This is a genomic window from Streptomyces sp. NBC_01257 (assembly GCF_035917255.1).
In the GTDB taxonomy this organism is placed as follows: domain Bacteria; phylum Actinomycetota; class Actinomycetes; order Streptomycetales; family Streptomycetaceae; genus Streptomyces.
Genome location: NZ_CP108472.1, coordinates 4,028,226 through 4,044,666, shown reverse-complemented (window position 1 = coordinate 4,044,666; position 16,441 = coordinate 4,028,226). Strand labels below are relative to the sequence as shown.

Below are 16,441 nucleotides of genomic sequence, written 5' to 3'. Positions count from 1 at the left end.
CACTGTGTTAGTTCTGAAATAACGAACGGCCGTGTTTTGTTCCGGTGTTGGTTAATTTCATAGTGTTTCGGTGGTCATTGCGTTAGGGAAACGCCCGGTTACATTCCGAACCCGGAAGCTAAGCCTTTCAGCGCCGATGGTACTGCAGGGGGGACCCTGTGGGAGAGTAGGACGCCGCCGAACTCCTTTTAAAATGGTTGAGCCCCGTGCCCTTGTGGCACGGGGCTTTTCTGCGTTCTGACCGTTTAAGGTCGTGGCATGCGCTACGAACTGGTCATCTTCGACAACGACGGTGTGCTCGTGGACAGCGAGCCGATCTCCAACACCATCCTCGCCGGCTACCTCACGGAGCTCGGGCACTCCACCTCGTACGAGGAGTCCCTCCGGGACTACATGGGGGCCGCCGTGCACCGGGTACACGACCTCGTCGAGGAAAGGGGCGGCGAGAAGCTGCCCGCGGACTTCGACGACACGCTCCACTCACGGATCTTCGCCGCGTTCCAGCGGGAGCTGGAACCCGTCCCGGGCGCCGAGGACGTCCTCGGGAGGCTCGTCGCCGAAGGCGTCCCGTACTGCGTCGCCTCCTCGGGGAGCCACGAGCGGATCCGCGTCGGGCACCACAAGACCGGCCTCGACCAGTGGTTCGAGGAGGAGTGGATCTTCAGTGCGGAGGACGTGGGCCGCGGGAAGCCGGCGCCCGACCTGTTCCTGTACGCCGCGGAGCGGATGGGGGTCGCGCCCGAGCGGTGCGTCGTCATCGAGGACAGCCCGCTCGGCGTGGAGGCGGCGAGGGCCGCGGGCATGGACGTGTACGGCTTCACGTCGATGATGCCGGCGGACCGGCTGGCCGGGGTGACCGGGCATTTCTCCGACATGGGACAGCTGCCGGAATTGCTTGCCTGACTCATCTACCCATGGGTAGAAACTGGCCCTACGCTCGCGCCCATGACAGATGCACGTTTGCGGCACGGCAGAGCCTCCCTTGCGTTGAGCTTCTTCGTGCAAGGCGTCACGTTCGCTCTCCTCGTGACGCGGATCCCCGCCATCCAGGACCGGTACGGGATATCCGACGGCCTGCTGCCCGTGTTCCTCGCCGCGGTGCCGATCCTGGCCGGTGTGGGCAGCGTGGTCACCGAGAAGGTGGTCGCGAGGGTGCGGCCCAGGGTGGTCCTGCGGTGGGCGCAGCCGCTCGTGCTGCTGGCGCTGCTCGGTGTCGGTGCCGGGAGCGAGGTGTGGGAGGCGGCCCTGGCGCTCGGTGTGTTCGGGCTGTCCGTCGGTGCGCTGGACGCCTCCATGAACATGATGGGGGTCAGCCTCCAGCGGGCGTACGGGCGTTCCATCATGCTGGGCTTCCACGCCGCTTACAGCCTGGGCGGGATCGCCGGGGCGTCCATGGCGTGGGCCGGGGCGCACTGGGATCTGTCGCTGCTGGTCTCGTACCTTCCGGCGGTCGTGGTGCTGCTGCCCGTCGCGTTCATCGGGAGCCGGTGGTACGTCGAGGGGAAGCAGGACGAGGAGCTGGGGAGCGGGGAGGAGCGGGGGAAGGCCGGGGCGGTGTCCTTCCGGCTGCTGATGCCGCTCTGTCTGGTGATGTGCTTCGCGTACATCGGGGACTCGACGGTCTCCAACTGGAGCGCGAAGTACCTGCAGGACGTGCTGGGGAGCTCGGAGCAGCTCTCTACCGTCCCGTACAACGTCTACATGGTGACGACGCTGCTGGGGCGGGCCGTCGGGGACCTCGGGGTGCGGCGGTTCGGGGCCGTGGCCGTGGTGCGGGGCGGGAGCGTGCTGGCCGCCGCCGGGTTCGGTGTGGTGGCCGTGGCCGGTGGTGCCTGGGTGGGGATGCTCGGGTTCACCATGCTGGGGCTCGGGCTCTGTGTGATCGTGCCGCAGACCTTCGCGGCCGCCGGGCGGATGTTCCCCGGGGCGAGCGACACCGCGATCGCCCGGCTGAACATCTTCAACTACGTGGGTTTCCTGGTCGGCTCGCCCCTGGTGGGGGCGCTCGGCGACGCGTGGAGCTACCGGGGCGCGATGCTCGTGCCCATGGTGCTGGTGCTCGCGACGCTGGTGTACGCCAAGTCGTTCGGCGCGGAGCCCGCCCGATACGGTGGCGGGCATGAGCGGCCGCGCACAGTTGATGTGGGATGACGCAGTAACGGGTTACGACTTCGGGGACAGTCATCCGATGGACCCGGTCAGGCTTGCCCTGACGATGGGGCTGGTGCGGGCGTTCGGGCTCGACCGGGCGGTGGACGTGGTCGCGGCCAAGGCGGCCGGGGACTCGACGCTGCGGCTCGTGCACCGCTCGGACTACGTGGCGGCGGTGCGGGCCGCGTCCGCCGATCCGCGGTCCGCGGACCAGGGCTACGGGATCGGGACGACGGACGATCCGGCGTTCGCCGGGATGCACGAGGTGTCGGCGCTGATCGCCGGGCAGTCGGTGGCGGCGGCCGAGGCGGTGTGGCGGGGCGAGACCGGGCACGCCGTGAACTTCACCGGCGGGCTCCATCACGCGATGCCCGGCGCCGCGGCCGGCTTCTGCATCTACAACGACCCGGCGCTCGCCATCGCGCGGCTGCTGGAGCTCGGTGCGGAGCGGGTCGCGTACGTCGATGTGGACGTGCACCACGGGGACGGGGTGCAGACGGCGTTCTGGGAGGACCCGCGGGTCCTGACGATCTCGATGCACGAGCATCCGCGGACGTTGTTCCCGCAGACCGGGTGGCCGGAGGAGACCGGCGCCGGGGCGGGGGAGGGCGGTGCGGTGAACGTGGCGCTGCCGGCCGGGACGGGGGACGCCGGGTGGCTGCGGGCGTTCCACGCCGTGGTGCCGGAGCTGCTGGCGGACTTCCGGCCGCAGGTGCTGGTGACGCAGCACGGGGCCGATACGCACTTCGAGGACCCGCTGGCCCATCTCGCGGTGTCGCTGGACGCGCAGCGGGCCGTGATGGCGGCCTGCCACGACCTGGCTCATGAGTACGCGGACGACGGGCGGTGGGTGGCGCTCGGCGGGGGCGGTTATGCCGTGGTGGATGTGGTGCCGCGGTCCTGGACGCATCTGGTGGGGATCGCCGCGCACGCGCCCGTGGACCCGGAGTCGGTGATCCCGTCGTCGTGGCGGGACGAGGTCTACGCCCGGACCCGGCAGCTGGGGCCGGCCCGGATGACGGACGGGCGCACCCCGTCGTGGAAGGCGTGGGAGGACGGTTACGACCCGGCGGACCGGCTGGACCAGGCGGTGCTGGCGACCCGGCGGGCGGCGTTCCCGCTGCGGGGGCTGCTGACCTGAGGGCCGGGCCGCCGGGACGCACGGGTTACGCCAACTGTGGGGCGTAACGCGGGTTTTGGCCCAGGGGCGGCGTCGGTGGGGCAGCATCGGCAGGGTGTTGAGCACCGGAGCGCTGCGTGCGCATCTGCTGGCGGCCCGGCTTGCCGGGTCCGTCGCCACCCCGCGGGAGACGAGTCTGCGGAGCTATCGGCTCTTCGCGGCCAGGGATCCGCGGGTGACGCTGGGCCTCGACCCCGAACGGGGCTGGGGGGAACGGGAGCTGCTGCGGCTGATGGCCGACAGGTGCGGGGTCTCGGACGATCCCGCGCATGTCTCGGGTCCCGACGTGATCGATCCGGAGCGGACGCTGGCGGGGCTTGACGCCTTCGCCGGGCGGTTGTCGGACGCGGCGGCCCGGCGGGCGCCGGTGCTGTTCGGGACGGGACATCCGCACCGGTTGCTCGGTTTCTACGCAGCGCTGGCAGACGCCTTGTCGGCGGCGGGGTGCACCGTACTCACCCCGGCGCAGGGGCGATGTATCGACATAACGACCCGGTTCGGCGTACGCACGTACAACCTCGACTACGTACGGGGAGTCGCGCTGGTGCGCGAACCCGGCGTGCGGGTGCCCGGTGGTGGTACCGGCGCACACTCCCACTCACCCCTGCCGGTCAGGGTGGCTCTGGAGGCCGCGGCGGACTCCCGGGGGCCGCTGCCGGAACTGGTCGTGGGAGACCATGGCTGGGTCTGCGGGGCAGGTCAGCTGGGTATCGAGGCGATCGGCCTGGCCGATACGGACGATCCTGCGCTGTTCGTCGGTGAGGCGGAGGGCCGGGTGGCCGTCGCCGTTCCGCTCGACGATGCCGTGCGGTCCGCGTACTACCTGCCGCTCACGCGCTATGTACTCAATCGGGCGTGTCTGTCACAGTAGGCGGCCGATCGTCTCTCCTCTTCCCCACTCGCATCACCCGCCCCTAATCTGGGGAGTGAGCGCACAACGACGAAGAGTCACCGGAGGGGAAGCCGGTGCGCGTCCGGTGCGGAAGGTACAGGTGGGTCATGGCTGCTGACAGCGAGAGGCCTCTCAACGAGGTCAAGTTTCTGACCGTGGCGGAAGTCGCCTCGGTCATGCGAGTGTCGAAGATGACCGTGTACCGCTTGGTGCACAGTGGTCATCTGCCGGCGATCCGGGTGGGCAGGTCCTTCCGGGTGCCGGAGCAAGCGGTTCACGAGTATCTCCGCGAGTCGTTCGTGGGGGTGGGGACGGCCTGACGTTCCCCTCGGATTACGCCCCTCACCCGGTGGCGGGTAGGCTAGGCCGACGTAGGTCGTGTGGGCCCAGACGCCCCGCACCAGTGAAGAAGAAGTGAGCGAGGGTAGTCGTGGGCTCTGTTATCAAGAAGCGGCGTAAGCGGATGGCCAAGAAGAAGCACCGCAAGCTGCTCAAGCGCACGCGCGTTCAGCGTCGCAACAAGAAGTAAGCGAACGCAGTTCGTGAAATCCGCAGCCCTTTCGCCGACACGGCGGGAGGGCTGCGGTGCTGTCCGGACCCTGCGGACATTCGGGCCACGACGCGGGAGAAGAGCGCCGCGCAGTCATCACAGGGCAACATCGAACCGCTACGGTGACGACCGGGGGAAACGGCTCCGCGCAGGAGTCCCCCCACTCACTTCACGGGAGACCGACGGAAGGCGCTGATCTTGGGGAAGGTCGTGCTCGTCACGGGAGCGGCCCGGCAGCTGGGCGGCCGCTTCGTGCGGCGCATCCAGCGTGATCCGGACGTGGACCGGGTGATCGCGGTCGACGCGGTCGCGCCCGGGCATCAGCTGGGCGACGCCGTCTTCGTCCGCGCGGACATCCGCCAGCCCGCCATCGCCCGGGTCCTTGCCGAGCACTCCGTCGACACGGTCGTCCACCTGGACGTCAGCGCCAAGGCGCTCGGGCCGCAGGGGCGTACCGCTGTCAAGGAGACCAACGTCATCGGCACCATGCAGCTGCTCGGTGCCTGCCAGAAGGCGCCGTCCGTGCGGCGGATGGTCGTGAAGTCCAGCACGGGTGTGTACGGCTCCGCGCCGCGCGACCCGGCGGTCTTCCACGAGACCACCGCGCCCAGGGCCCTGCCCGGCGGGGGTTTCGCGAAGGACGCGGTGGAGGTCGAGGGGTACGTACGGGGCTTCGCGCGCCGGCGGCCCGACGTGGCCGTGTGCGTGCTGAGGTTCGCGAACATCCTGGGTCCGGACCCGGACTCGCCGCTCGCCGACTATCTGTCGCTGCCGGTCCTGCCGACGGTGTTCGGGTACGACCCGAGGCTCCAGTTCGTCCACGAGGACGACGTCGTCGACGTCCTCGGCATCGCCGCGGGTGAACCGCGGCGCGGGACGCTGAACAGCGGGACGTTCAACATCGCGGGGGACGGGGTGCTGCTGCTGTCGCAGTGCTCGCGGCGGCTGGGGCGGCCGACGATGCCGCTGCTGCTGCCCGCGGTCACCTGGGTCGGCCAGGCGCTGCGTACCGTCGGCATGACGGACTTCTCGCCGGAACAGATCCGGCTGCTCACCCACGGCAGGGTGGTCTCCACGGTCCAGATGCGCGAGACGCTCGGCTTCCGGCCGCGGTTCTCCACGGCGGAGACGTTCGCCGAGTTCGCGCGCAGCCGGGGACCGGGGCTGCTGCCGCCCGAGGCGGTGGGCCGGGCCGTCGACCGGCTGGCCGCGATGCCGTTCGCCGGCGGGACCGGCGGGGCCCCGCAGATCACCGGGTCCGACGGCGACACCCACCCGACCCCGAGCGCCAGGTAGAGGAGCGCACCGACGATGGCGGATGCCAAGGTCATTCCGTTCGACGACGACCGTTCGCGGTCGGGGGGTCTGCCGCGCGCTGCGCGCCGGCGGCCCTCGGGACGCGGCACAGGGTCCGTCAGCGCCCTTCCGGGGCAGCTGGAGGCCGCTCTGTCGCCCGAGGAGCCGGAGGAGGCCGTGGTGGCCCCTGAGGACGCGGCAGGCGGCGGCTGGGACCGGCGGATCGCGGGCGGGCTGGCGTTCCTGCGCCGGCGGGTCACGGGCGACTACGACGTCGACGAGTTCGGCTACGACAAGGAACTCACCGACCAGGTCCTGATGTCGGTGCTGCGGCCGGTGTACGAGAAGTACTTCCGGGTCGAGGTGAAGGGCATCGAGAACATTCCGTCGGACGGCGGGGCGCTCATCGTGTCCAACCACTCGGGGACGCTGCCGCTGGACGGGCTGATGCTCCAGGTCGCCGTGCACGACAACCATCCGGCCGACCGGCATCTGCGGCTGCTCGCCGCCGACCTGGTCTTCATGCTGCCGGTCGTCAACGAGCTGGCCCGCAAGGCGGGGCACACGCTGGCGTGCGCGGAGGACGCGGAGCGGCTGCTGCGGCAGGGCGAGGTCGTCGGGGTGATGCCGGAGGGCTTCAAGGGCATCGGGAAGCCGTTCGGCGAGCGGTACAAGCTGCAGCGCTTCGGACGGGGCGGTTTCGTGTCGACGGCGCTGCGGGCCGGGGTGCCGATCGTGCCGTGCTCGATCGTGGGGGCGGAGGAGATCTACCCGATGATCGGCAACTCCAGGACGCTCGCGCGGCTGTTGGGCACGCCGTACTTCCCGATCACGCCGACGTTCCCGTGGCTGGGGCCGCTGGGGGCGGTGCCGTTGCCGACGAAGTGGACGATCCAGTTCGGTGAGCCGATTCAGACGGACGGGTATCCGCTGGAGGCGGCGGAGGATCCGATGCTGATGTTCAACCTGACGGATCAGGTGCGGGAGCAGATCCAGCACACGCTGTACAAGCTGCTGGTGCAGCGGAGGTCGGTGTTCTTCTGAGGTACGCCCGGATTCGGGCGCGGGGGTGACCTCGTTCGCCGGACGGGCTCGATCGGCCCGTCCGGCGACGTGGGTCAGTTCCGGTCGTCCTGGGCGTCGATGCCGAGTCCGCCGATCAGGCCGGGGATCAGCGGCGGCAGGGTGACGTCCGGCGACGGGGTGGTGCTCGGTGTCTCCTTCGACGGGCTGGTGGCGCTCGGCGAGGGAGGGTCGAGGAGACCGTCCGTGCCGCCCGCGATCAGGCCGTCCGCCGGGGTGCTGCCGGAGTCCGACGGTGTCGGGGAGGTGTCCTTGCCCTTGCTGCTCTCGTGCGTCCGGCCGGGGGACGAGGGCGACGAGGGGGTGTCGGTACGGGCCGAGGGGTCCGTGCCGGTGCCGGGGGCGCCGGAATCCTGGGCCGCGCCGCTCGTCTCCGGGGCGCGCGGCAGCAGGGACTGCAGCGGCGCGACCTCTTCGTCTATGGCCGCGAAGACCGAGCTCACCTGGTTGCCGACGTCGGTCAGCTGTACGGGGAGGCGGTCGCGGAGGCTGCTCCAGCTGTCGCGGTGGGAGCGGGAGAAGGAGTCCAGGGTCTGGATCGGGCCGATCGTGCCGTCCCGTTCGTAGGCGGCGTGGAGGAGGCGGTGGCCCTCGGTGGCGTCGTGGGTCATGCCGTTGAGCGTGCGTCTGATCTCGCCGAGCTGCTCGTGGTCCAGGTCGCCGGAGCGGGCGCGCTCCATCAGCCTGCGGGCCTCGCTGAGCCGGGTCGATGCCTGGTCCAGATAGACCTCGCCGCGGTCCGTGTCGCTGCCGGCGAGGCCCCGGTGGATGTCCTCCATGCCGCGCTTCAGCCCGTAGAGCGAGTCACCGGGGAGGGCGTCGGAGCTGGCGGCGGCCACGCCGCCGAAGGCTCCCGCGGCCACACCGACGGTGAGCCCGCCGGCTGCGAGGCCCTTCGTCCAGCGCGATCTGGGGCGCAGTCTGCGGAGTGGGGAGGCCCGGTGGGCCCCCTTGCCCCGTTGTTCGGGAACCGTGGGGTCCGCGGACGCGCCCCCCGCGGCGAACATGGCCTCCATGGCGGCGACGAGCTGGGCTCGCTGCACCACTTTGACCTCGGGATCCAACTCCGGCTTCGGTAGTTCACCGAGGCCGTTCGCCAGGGCCAACAGCGGTCCGGGGGCGGCCTGGTCGGCCGGGTCCTCGGGCTGTACGGCCGCCGCACCGCGGAGCGACTGCTCCTCCAGGGCCTGGGCGAAGGCGTTCGCCCGCCGGTGTGCCGAAACGTTTGCGATCACTGGCGGCACCTCCTCTCGTCATGACGGTCGACTCCCCTGAGGGTCCGGAAGGTTGCACGCCTTGAGCGCTTCCACACATATGAGTGAGTGTCTGCGGACATGGCGTGACGACAGGGGGCCTGCAACCGGCACAACGAGCAGCGCGGCACTTGGGTTACGCACGAAAGATGATCGGACCAGTGCGTGATGAACATATCGCCGAGAGTGATTCGGCCCGGGGTGCGGTCAGCGGGCATCGTCCGGAAGGAGCCGGGCGAGGGTGCGGACGGCGCGGTACTGCAGGGTCTTGATCGCGCCCTCGTTCTTGCCCATCACCCGGGCGGTCTCGGCGACCGAGAGGCCCTGCAGGAAGCGCAGGGTCACGCACTCCTGCTGCTGGGGGTTGAGTCGGCGCACGGCTTGCAGCAGTGCGGCATTGGAGAGGGACTCCAGGACGGAGTCCTCGGGGCTGCGCTCGACCTCGTTGGCGTCGAGCATTTCGCCGGTGGTCACTTCCAGTCGGAAACGACTGGACTTGAAGTGGTCGGCGACCAGGTTGCGAGCGATGGTGACCAGCCAGGCGCCGAAGTCGCGGCCCTGCCAGGTGAAGGTGGAGATGCGCCGCAGGGCGCGCAGGAAGGTCTCACTCGTGAGGTCCTCCGCTGTCGCCTTGCCGCCCACCCGGTAGTAGATGTAGCGGTACACGGTGTCGCTGTACTGGTCGTATAGGCGGCCGAAGGCGTCAGCCTCACCGGCCTGTGCGCGCTCGACGAGATCCATCATGCGCGCGCTGTCGCTGTCGGCGGTCGGCCGACGAACGGTGGACGTGGTCGTTGCGCCGCGGTTGCTGCGTCTTCCGACCGCCGCACCGCGTTCGGCCAGGGCGTAGCAGGGGCCGGCAGGTGCAGGGGTGGCAAAGGCGGGTACGGCGTACGCGGTGGGGACGAAGCCGCGCAAGCGGTCGGCGACCGTTGCGCGCAGCGTAGCCAGGCCCGAGGCGTCAACCCCGACGTGTGGGTACACGGGACTCCCAGAGGCAGAGCTTCCATCACGTGCAGTGCGAAACCGTCACTCGTCGTAGTGAGCAGCGGGTTCCGGAATGCGTCTGAGGAGAATAACGCTTCGTACAGGCAGTGCTACACCCAGTTGCTCAAATCATCGATTACGTCGCTTCTGTAGCGACTACGCGACGCATCAAGTAGCACATCGTGACCGGTTATTGATCGAATTACTTCGGGATCTGCCTGCGGGGGCGACAGGTTGTGGTCGGGTGGGGGTAATCCGACTGGCCGGAGCGGTCACCGGTCCGGGGTCCCGTTTGGCGGCAGGGGGCCGGGCGTGGCCCGGCCCCGGCGGACCGCCCGCGGGGCGGGCCGTCCGGCGGTGTGTCAGCGGCGGCGGCGGTGCAGGGCGACGGCCGCGGCGGTGCCGCCGGCCAGGGCGCCCACGCCGGCGGCGGCCGGGATGCCGACCTTGGCCGCCTTACGGCCGGTCCGGTAGTCGCGCAGCCGCCAGTCCCGGGCGCGGGCGTGCTTGCGGAGCTTGGTGTCCGGGTTGATCGCGTACGGGTGTCCGACCAGGGACAGCATCGGGATGTCGTTGTGCGAGTCGCTGTACGCCGCGCAGCGTGACAGGTCCAGGCCCTCGGCCGCGGCCAGGGCGCGTACCGCCTCGGCCTTCGCGGGGCCGTGCAGCGGTTCGCCGACCAGGCGTCCGGTGTAGACGCCGTCGACCGATTCGGCGACGGTGCCCAGCGCGCCGGTCAGGCCGAGCCGGCGGGCGATGATCGTGGCGGTCTCCACCGGGGCGGCGGTGACCAGCCAGACCTTCTGGCCGGCGTCGAGGTGGGCCTGGGCGAGCGCGCGGGTGCCCGGCCAGATGCGGTCGGCCATGTACTCGTCGTAGATCTCCTCGCCGATCGACATCAGTTCGGAGACGCGGTGGCCCTTGACGATGGACAGGGCGCTGTCGCGGGCGTCCTGCATGTGTTCGGGGTCCTCGACGCCGGCCAGCCTGAACCAGGCCTGCTGCCAGGCGAACCGGGTGAGTTCGCGGCGCTCGAAGAACTTCCGTTTGTACAGCCCGCGGCCGAAGTGGAAGATCGCCGCGCCCTGCATGACGGTGTTGTCGAGGTCGAAGAAGGCGGCGGCCCGGTCGTCGCCGACGACGGGGAACTCGGGTTCCTCCGGTGCGCCGGAGGCGGCGGCGTCCTCGGTGCCGGCGGACTGCTCGGCGTCGAGCGAGGACTTGCGTGCTGCCTCCGCCGCCGCTTCGCCTGCCAGCACGCTCCGTGCTGTCGCGGAGCGCCTACGGGGTGTGAGCCATCCAAGAGCGGCCATGCGGTGAGCATAACCAGTCGGTCCGCTCCTTCCGGACCTGCGGGGATGCGGCGGCGTGAACTCTCGGAGGCCGACGTGTTAAACGGGCGAATGCGGGCGTATCGGATCAAGGCCGGATGAGGTCCGCGGGCGGCGCAGAATAAGAGGCATGAGTGCCCTGCTGCGTCGTACGAAGAAGAAGCCCGCCGACCGCGTGGTGACCCTGGTCGGGAAGCCGGGGTGTCACCTCTGCGACGACGCCAGGGCGGTGGTGCGGGCGGTCTGCGAGGAGACCGGGGCGTCCTGGGAGGAGAAGGACATCACCCGGGACGAGGAGTTGTACAAGGAGTACTGGGAGCAGATCCCCGTGGTGCTCGTAGATAACGAACAGCACACGTTCTGGCGCGTGGACCCGGTAAGACTGCGCAGCGCGCTGCTTTCCTGAGTGAAACCCGGTTACCATCGTGGGCGTTTTGAGTGGTCTCGGGGGCGTGGCTGTGAGGAGTGTGTACCGCTTTGCCCCCTTCGGGCCTGCAACGGGCTGATGCGATCCATGGTTCCTGGATCGCGCGACGGATGCGCGTGACCCCGGTCACTTTGACCGGACAAAACGGACACTATCTTTGTGCACGCGTTCACAAAGACATAGCCTGCATTCGACGGGGCGGTCTTGGGACATACGGCCGCCTGCAGCCCCGCTCATCCCGCAGGAGCACCGTGGCAACTGGCCGAAATCACCGACCGGCGACCCGTAGCCGAGGAATTCCCGAGGCCACCGTCGCCCGACTTCCGCTGTATCTCCGCGCGCTGACCGCGCTCTCCGAGCGTTCGGTCCCCACGGTCTCCTCCGAGGAGCTCGCCGCGGCGGCGGGGGTCAACTCCGCGAAGCTGCGCAAGGACTTCAGCTATCTCGGTTCGTACGGGACGCGCGGCGTCGGCTACGACGTCGAGTATCTCGTCTACCAGATCTCGCGCGAACTCGGCCTGACCCAGGACTGGCCGGTCGCCATCGTCGGCATCGGTAACCTCGGCGCCGCGCTCGCCAACTACGGCGGTTTCGCCTCCCGTGGTTTCCGGGTCGCCGCGCTGATCGACGCCGACCCCGCGATGGCCGGCACGCCCGTCGCCGGGATCCCCGTCCAGCACGCCGACGACCTGGACCGCATCATCAGCGAGAACGGCGTCTCGATCGGTGTGATCACCACGCCGCCCGGTGCCGCCCAGCAGGTCTGCGACCGGCTCGTGGCCGCCGGGGTCACCTCCATCCTGAACTTCGCCCCGACCGTGCTCTCGGTGCCCGACGGCGTCGACGTGCGCAAGGTCGACCTCTCCATCGAGCTGCAGATCCTCGCCTTCCACGAGCAGCGCAAGGCCGGCGAGGAGGCCGCCGACGGCGGTCCCGACCCGGCCGCGCCGCCCGTGCGCGCCACGACCAGCAGCCGGAAGGGACCCGACGGGGACATGCCCGCCGTGATGCCGGCATGAGTCTTCTCGTCGTAGGGCTGAGCCACCGCAGCGCCCCCGTCTCCGTGCTGGAGCGGGCCGCGCTGGCCGCCGACAGCCAGGCCAAGCTGCTCCAGGACACCCTCGCCGCGGAGCCCGCCGTCGAGGCGGCCGTCCTCGCCACCTGCAACCGCATCGAGCTGTACGCCGACGTGGACAAGTTCCACGCGGGCGTCGCCGAGCTGTCCACCCTGCTCGCCCAGCACAGCGGCGTCGGGCTGGACGAGCTGACTCCGTATCTCTATGTGCACTACGAGGACCGGGCCGTCCACCACCTCTTCTCGGTGGCCTGCGGGCTGGACTCGATGGTCGTGGGCGAGGGCCAGATCCTCGGCCAGATCAAGGACGCGCTGGCGCTGGGGCAGGAGCTCCACACCGCCGGCCGGCTGCTGAACGACCTGTTCCAGCAGGCCCTGCGGGTCGGCAAGCGCGCCCACAGCGAGACCGGGATCGACCGGGCCGGGCAGTCGCTCGTCACCTTCGGCCTGGAGCAGCTCGCGGACGGCGGCGACACCGGAGCCTGGGCGAAGGGCAAGCGCGCCCTGGTGATCGGCGCCGGCTCGATGTCCTCGCTGGCCGCCGCGACCCTGGCCCGAACCGGCGTCTCCGAGATCGTCGTCGCCAACCGCACCCGCGCCCGCGCCGACCGCCTGGTCGAGATCCTGGGCCAGGCCGGCGGTACGGGGGTGGCCGCCCACGCCGTGGAGATGGCCGCGGTCTCCGACGAACTGACACGTGCCGATGTCGTGGTCTCCTGCACCGGCGCGACCGGCATCGTGCTGAGCGCCGAGGCCGTCGCCGGGGCGCTCGGGCTGGACTTCGACGCCACGGACGCCGCGGCCGAGTCGCCCGTCGCGCCCGTGCCGGCGCCGTCCGCCGAGCCGGACCAGCAGCACGCCGCCTGGGTGGAGAACGGTTCCGCCACCGCGATCGCGCAGGCCAGGGCGGTGCGCCGGGTCACCGTGCCCGCCCAGTCCACCGGCCCCGTCCGCCTCGCCCTGCTGGACCTCGCCATGCCGCGCGACATCGACGGCGGCGCCGCCCGCCTCGACGGTGTGCGCCTCGTCGACATCGAGTCGCTCGCCGAGGCGTCCGCGGACGCCCCGATGGCCGCCGATGTGGACCAGGTGCGCACCATCGTCGCCGACGAGGTCGCCGCCTTCGGTGCCGCCCAGCGCGCCGCCCACATCACTCCCACCGTCGTCGCCCTGCGCACGATGGCCGCCGGAGTGGTCGCGGGCGAGATCGCACGGCTGGACGGACGCCTCCCCGACCTGGACGAGAAGCAGCGCGCCGAGATCTCGCAGACCGTGCGCCGCGTCGTCGACAAGCTCCTGCACGCGCCCACCGTGCGGGTCAAGCAGCTCGCCAGCGAGCCCGGCGGCGCCGGGTACGCAGACGCACTGCGGGAACTCTTCGACCTCGACCCGCAGACGGTCGCCGCCGTCTCCCGGGCAGACCTGAACGACCCGAATCGAGGGCGGTCATGACCGACAACTCACCCCCGGGCGCGGGGGCCAGCCAGCCGCTGAGGCTGGGGACCCGGCGCAGCAAGCTGGCGATGGCGCAGTCCGGCCTGGTGGCCGACGCGGTCAGCGAGGTGACCGGGCGGGCCGTCGAGCTCGTCGAGATCACCACGTACGGGGACACCTCCAAGGAGCACCTCACGCAGATCGGCGGGACCGGCGTGTTCGTCGCCGCGCTGCGCGAGGCGCTGCTGCGCGGCGAGGTGGACTTCGCCGTCCACTCGCTGAAGGACCTGCCGACCGCCCAGCCCGAGGGCCTGGTGCTGGCCGCGGTGCCGGTGCGCGAGGACCCGCGCGACGCGCTGGTGGCGCGCGACGGACTGACCTTCGAGCAGCTGCCGCCCGGCGCCCGCATCGGCACCGGATCGCCGCGCCGCATGGCGCAGCTCAACGCGTACGCCCGGAGCCACGGCCTCGACATAGAGACCGTGCCGATCCGCGGCAACGTCGATACGCGTATCGGATTCGTACGAAGCGGTGAACTGGACGCGGTGGTACTCGCCGCGGCCGGACTCAGCCGCCTCGGACGGAGCGGTGAGGTGACCGACTTCCTGTCGGTCGACACCGTTCTGCCCGCTCCCGGCCAGGGAGCACTGGCGATCGAATGCGCTGCAACCAGCGCGGACCTCGCCGCCGCGCTCGCCGAGCTCGACGACCCGTACACCCGGGCCGCCGTGACCGCCGAGCGTGCCCTGCTCGCCGCCCTGGAGGCCGGCTGCTCCGCACCCGTGGGTGCGCTGGCCGACCTCCTGGCCGACGGTCAGGCTGTCAACGAACTGCGCCTGCGCGGTGTCGTCGGTTCCACCGACGGTTCCTCGCTCGTGCAGCTGTCCACCACCGGTCCCGTTCCCACGTCGCACGACGACGCGGCGGCGCTCGGTCGCGAACTCGCGGCCGACATGCTTGCCAAGGGTGCGGCCGGTCTTATGGGGGAGCGAGCACTTTGAGCCCCACCGGCCCCGCCGCATCCGATTTTCCTGTCCTGTCCGCAGGGCACGTCACCTTCCTCGGCGCCGGTCCCGGCGACCCGGGACTGCTGACTCTGCGCGCCGTCGAGGCGCTTGCGAGCGCGGACGTTCTTGTCGCCGAGCCGGACGTTCTCGGCGTCGTTCGCTGCCATGCGCGGGCAGGCGTAAGCACGCCTGAGCTGACGGTTGTTGACGTGCAGTCAACAGCCGCCGGTGTTCCCGTTCTCAGGGATGCGGTCAATCTTGTCATGGAGGCCGCGAAGGGCGGCAGGCGGGTCGTCCGTGCCGTCTCCGGTGACCCCGGCCTGGACGGGAACGCGGGCGGCGAGATGCTGGCCTGCGCCGCCGCGGGCATTCCCTTCGAGGTCGTGCCGGGTGTCGCCAACGTCGTGGGCGTGCCCGCGTACGCCGGGGTGCCGCTGCGTGACGCGCAGGGCGCGGACGTCCGGTTCGTCGACGCCCGTACCGCCTCGGACCGCTGCTGGAGCGAGGTCGGTGCGAGCGATTCCACGTGCGTGATCTCGACTCGGCTCGACGCGGTGGCCGCGGCCGCCGGTGAGCTGGTCTCGGCGGGCCGCAAGCCCGACACCCCGCTGACGGTGACCGTCGCCGGCACGACGACGCGTCAGCGCACCTGGACGGCGACGCTCGGCACGATCGCCCAGGTCTTCAAGCAGGGCAAGATCCTGCCGTCCCCGGACGGGCACCAGCCCGTCATAGCCGTGGTCGGCGAGCGCAGCTCCGCCGCCCAGCGCGACCAGCTCGCGTGGTTCGAGTCCAAGCCGATGTTCGGCTGGAAGGTGCTCGTGCCGCGGACGAAGGAGCAGGCGGCGTCGCTCTCCGACCAGCTGCGTTCGTACGGCGCCGTGCCGCACGAGGTCCCGACGATCGCCGTCGAGCCGCCGCGTACGCCCCAGCAGATGGAGCGCGCGGTCAAGGGCCTGGTCACGGGCCGCTACGAGTGGATCGCGTTCACCTCGGTCAACGCGGTGAAGGCGGTCCGGGAGAAGTTCGAGGAGTACGGGCTGGACGCCCGTGCCTTCGCCGGGATCAAGGTCGCGGCCGTCGGCGAGCAGACCGCCGCCGCGCTCGTCGACTTCGGTGTGAAGCCGGATCTGGTGCCCTCGGGTGAGCAGTCCGCCGCGGGTCTGCTGGAGGACTGGCCGCCGTACGACCCGGTCTTCGACCCGATCGACCGGGTCTTCCTGCCGCGTGCCGACATCGCCACCGAGACGCTGGTGGCCGGTCTCATCGAGCTCGGCTGGGAGGTCGACGACGTCACCGCGTACCGCACGGTCCGCGCCTCGCCGCCGCCCGCCGACACGCGTGAGGCCATCAAGGGCGGCGGTTTCGACGCGGTGCTCTTCACCTCGTCCTCGACCGTGCGCAACCTGGTGGGCATCGCCGGCAAGCCGCACAACGTGACGGTCATCGCGTGTATCGGCCCGGCCACGGCGAAGACCGCCGAGGAGCACGGCCTGCGCGTCGACGTGCTGTCCCCGGAGCCCTCGGTGCACAAGCTGGCCGAGGCCCTCGCCGAGTTCGGTGCGCAGCGCCGGGACGCGGCGAAGGAGGCCGGTGACCCGGTGACGCGGCCGAGCGAGCGCCGTCCGGGCGCGCGGCGGCGTCGTACGACGACCTGATCCGGCGTTTGCGGGTGACCTGTGCGGGGCCCGGCCGCTTCCTCGTGAAGCGGCCGGGCCCCGCCCCGTTTTCCGCCGCCTTTTCCCGGCGGAGGTGTCGGTAAGAGCGTGCTGCGT

General features: G+C 70.8%; 16 protein-coding genes and 1 rRNA gene. 14 read left to right on the top strand and 3 right to left on the bottom strand.

Features of this window, described 5'->3' with window-relative positions:
* The first annotated feature begins 66 nt into the window (after positions 1-66).
* The 9 genes from rrf (at position 67) to OG408_RS17245 (ending at position 7,113) form a co-directional block, all read left to right on the top strand.
* A 5S ribosomal RNA gene (rrf, locus tag OG408_RS17285) occupies positions 67-183 on the top strand.
* Positions 184-258: 75 nt separating this feature from the next.
* On the top strand, positions 259-903 hold the full coding sequence (locus OG408_RS17280; RefSeq protein WP_285568122.1) for an HAD family hydrolase: 645 nt from the start codon (positions 259-261) through the stop codon (positions 901-903).
* 42 nt (positions 904-945) lie between these two features.
* Positions 946-2,151, top strand: coding sequence for an MFS transporter (locus OG408_RS17275; RefSeq protein ID WP_266779999.1), 1,206 nt, complete (start codon positions 946-948; stop codon positions 2,149-2,151).
* Positions 2,120-3,292: an acetoin utilization protein AcuC gene (locus tag OG408_RS17270; RefSeq protein WP_326670681.1), complete on the top strand. Its 1,173-nt coding sequence runs from the start codon at positions 2,120-2,122 to the stop codon at positions 3,290-3,292. The genes OG408_RS17275 and OG408_RS17270 overlap by 32 nt, the downstream gene beginning before the upstream one ends.
* Before the next feature lie 94 nt (positions 3,293-3,386).
* Positions 3,387-4,202 carry a phosphatase gene (locus OG408_RS17265; RefSeq protein ID WP_266779997.1) on the top strand — a complete coding sequence of 272 codons (816 nt, stop codon included), beginning with the start codon at positions 3,387-3,389 and terminating at the stop codon, positions 4,200-4,202.
* A gap of 128 nt (positions 4,203-4,330) precedes the next feature.
* Positions 4,331-4,543: a helix-turn-helix domain-containing protein gene (locus tag OG408_RS17260; protein WP_123460011.1), complete on the top strand. Its 213-nt coding sequence runs from the start codon at positions 4,331-4,333 to the stop codon at positions 4,541-4,543.
* Positions 4,544-4,653: 110 nt separating this feature from the next.
* Positions 4,654-4,752: a 30S ribosomal protein bS22 gene (locus tag OG408_RS17255; RefSeq protein WP_003948845.1), complete on the top strand. Its 99-nt coding sequence runs from the start codon at positions 4,654-4,656 to the stop codon at positions 4,750-4,752.
* Between the two features lie 219 nt (positions 4,753-4,971).
* The gene (locus OG408_RS17250; protein WP_285568128.1) at positions 4,972-6,069 is read left to right on the top strand and encodes an NAD-dependent epimerase/dehydratase family protein; all 1,098 of its coding nucleotides are present in this window, start codon (positions 4,972-4,974) and stop codon (positions 6,067-6,069) included.
* 15 nt (positions 6,070-6,084) lie between these two features.
* Positions 6,085-7,113: a lysophospholipid acyltransferase family protein gene (locus tag OG408_RS17245; RefSeq protein WP_266779995.1), complete on the top strand. Its 1,029-nt coding sequence runs from the start codon at positions 6,085-6,087 to the stop codon at positions 7,111-7,113.
* A gap of 74 nt (positions 7,114-7,187) precedes the next feature.
* Here OG408_RS17245 and OG408_RS17240 read toward each other — a convergent pair whose 3' ends face one another.
* From OG408_RS17240 to OG408_RS17230, 3 genes are all read right to left on the bottom strand, one after another.
* Entirely contained in the window at positions 7,188-8,387 is a 1,200-nt protein-coding gene (locus tag OG408_RS17240) for a DUF5667 domain-containing protein (RefSeq protein WP_285568130.1), read from the bottom strand.
* A gap of 225 nt (positions 8,388-8,612) precedes the next feature.
* The gene (locus tag OG408_RS17235; RefSeq protein WP_123460007.1) at positions 8,613-9,389 is read right to left on the bottom strand and encodes an ECF subfamily RNA polymerase sigma factor, BldN family; all 777 of its coding nucleotides are present in this window, start codon (positions 9,387-9,389) and stop codon (positions 8,613-8,615) included.
* A gap of 365 nt (positions 9,390-9,754) precedes the next feature.
* Positions 9,755-10,705 (bottom strand): HAD family hydrolase, encoded by a 951-nt coding sequence (locus tag OG408_RS17230; protein ID WP_266779993.1) that lies wholly within the window; start codon positions 10,703-10,705, stop codon positions 9,755-9,757.
* A 148-nt stretch (positions 10,706-10,853) separates the two neighbouring features.
* Here OG408_RS17230 and OG408_RS17225 point away from each other — a divergent pair, with 148 nt between their 5' ends.
* The 5 genes from OG408_RS17225 to OG408_RS17205 all read left to right on the top strand — a co-directional run bounded on the left by OG408_RS17225 (position 10,854) and on the right by OG408_RS17205 (position 16,324).
* Entirely contained in the window at positions 10,854-11,129 is a 276-nt protein-coding gene (locus tag OG408_RS17225; RefSeq protein ID WP_219573192.1) for a glutaredoxin family protein, read from the top strand.
* 272 nt (positions 11,130-11,401) lie between these two features.
* Positions 11,402-12,169 carry a redox-sensing transcriptional repressor Rex gene (locus tag OG408_RS17220; RefSeq protein WP_266779992.1) on the top strand — a complete coding sequence of 256 codons (768 nt, stop codon included), beginning with the start codon at positions 11,402-11,404 and terminating at the stop codon, positions 12,167-12,169.
* Positions 12,166-13,677, top strand: coding sequence for a glutamyl-tRNA reductase (locus OG408_RS17215; protein ID WP_326670675.1), 1,512 nt, complete (start codon positions 12,166-12,168; stop codon positions 13,675-13,677). The genes OG408_RS17220 and OG408_RS17215 overlap by 4 nt, the downstream gene beginning before the upstream one ends.
* Positions 13,674-14,660 carry a hydroxymethylbilane synthase gene (hemC, locus tag OG408_RS17210; protein WP_266779990.1) on the top strand — a complete coding sequence of 329 codons (987 nt, stop codon included), beginning with the start codon at positions 13,674-13,676 and terminating at the stop codon, positions 14,658-14,660. The genes OG408_RS17215 and hemC overlap by 4 nt, the downstream gene beginning before the upstream one ends.
* Complete coding sequence (locus OG408_RS17205) at positions 14,657-16,324, top strand: bifunctional uroporphyrinogen-III C-methyltransferase/uroporphyrinogen-III synthase (protein ID WP_266779989.1); 1,668 nt, start codon at positions 14,657-14,659, stop codon at positions 16,322-16,324. Before hemC ends, OG408_RS17205 begins: the two co-directional genes overlap by 4 nt.
* Positions 16,325-16,441 lie beyond the last annotated feature (117 nt).

Bases quoted from the DNA above. Each gene is read 5' to 3' on its own strand.
- OG408_RS17275 (WP_266779999.1), top strand. From the start codon at position 946: ATGACAGATGCACGTTTGCGGCACGGCAGAGCCTCCCTTGCGTTGAGC.
- OG408_RS17230 (WP_266779993.1), bottom strand. From the start codon at position 10,705: ATGGCCGCTCTTGGATGGCTCACACCCCGTAGGCGCTCCGCGACAGCA.
- OG408_RS17280 (WP_285568122.1), top strand. From the start codon at position 259: ATGCGCTACGAACTGGTCATCTTCGACAACGACGGTGTGCTCGTGGAC.
- OG408_RS17225 (WP_219573192.1), top strand. From the start codon at position 10,854: ATGAGTGCCCTGCTGCGTCGTACGAAGAAGAAGCCCGCCGACCGCGTG.
- OG408_RS17215 (WP_326670675.1), top strand. From the start codon at position 12,166: ATGAGTCTTCTCGTCGTAGGGCTGAGCCACCGCAGCGCCCCCGTCTCC.
- OG408_RS17260 (WP_123460011.1), top strand. From the start codon at position 4,331: ATGGCTGCTGACAGCGAGAGGCCTCTCAACGAGGTCAAGTTTCTGACC.
- OG408_RS17270 (WP_326670681.1), top strand. From the start codon at position 2,120: ATGAGCGGCCGCGCACAGTTGATGTGGGATGACGCAGTAACGGGTTAC.
- hemC (WP_266779990.1), top strand. From the start codon at position 13,674: ATGACCGACAACTCACCCCCGGGCGCGGGGGCCAGCCAGCCGCTGAGG.
- OG408_RS17245 (WP_266779995.1), top strand. From the start codon at position 6,085: ATGGCGGATGCCAAGGTCATTCCGTTCGACGACGACCGTTCGCGGTCG.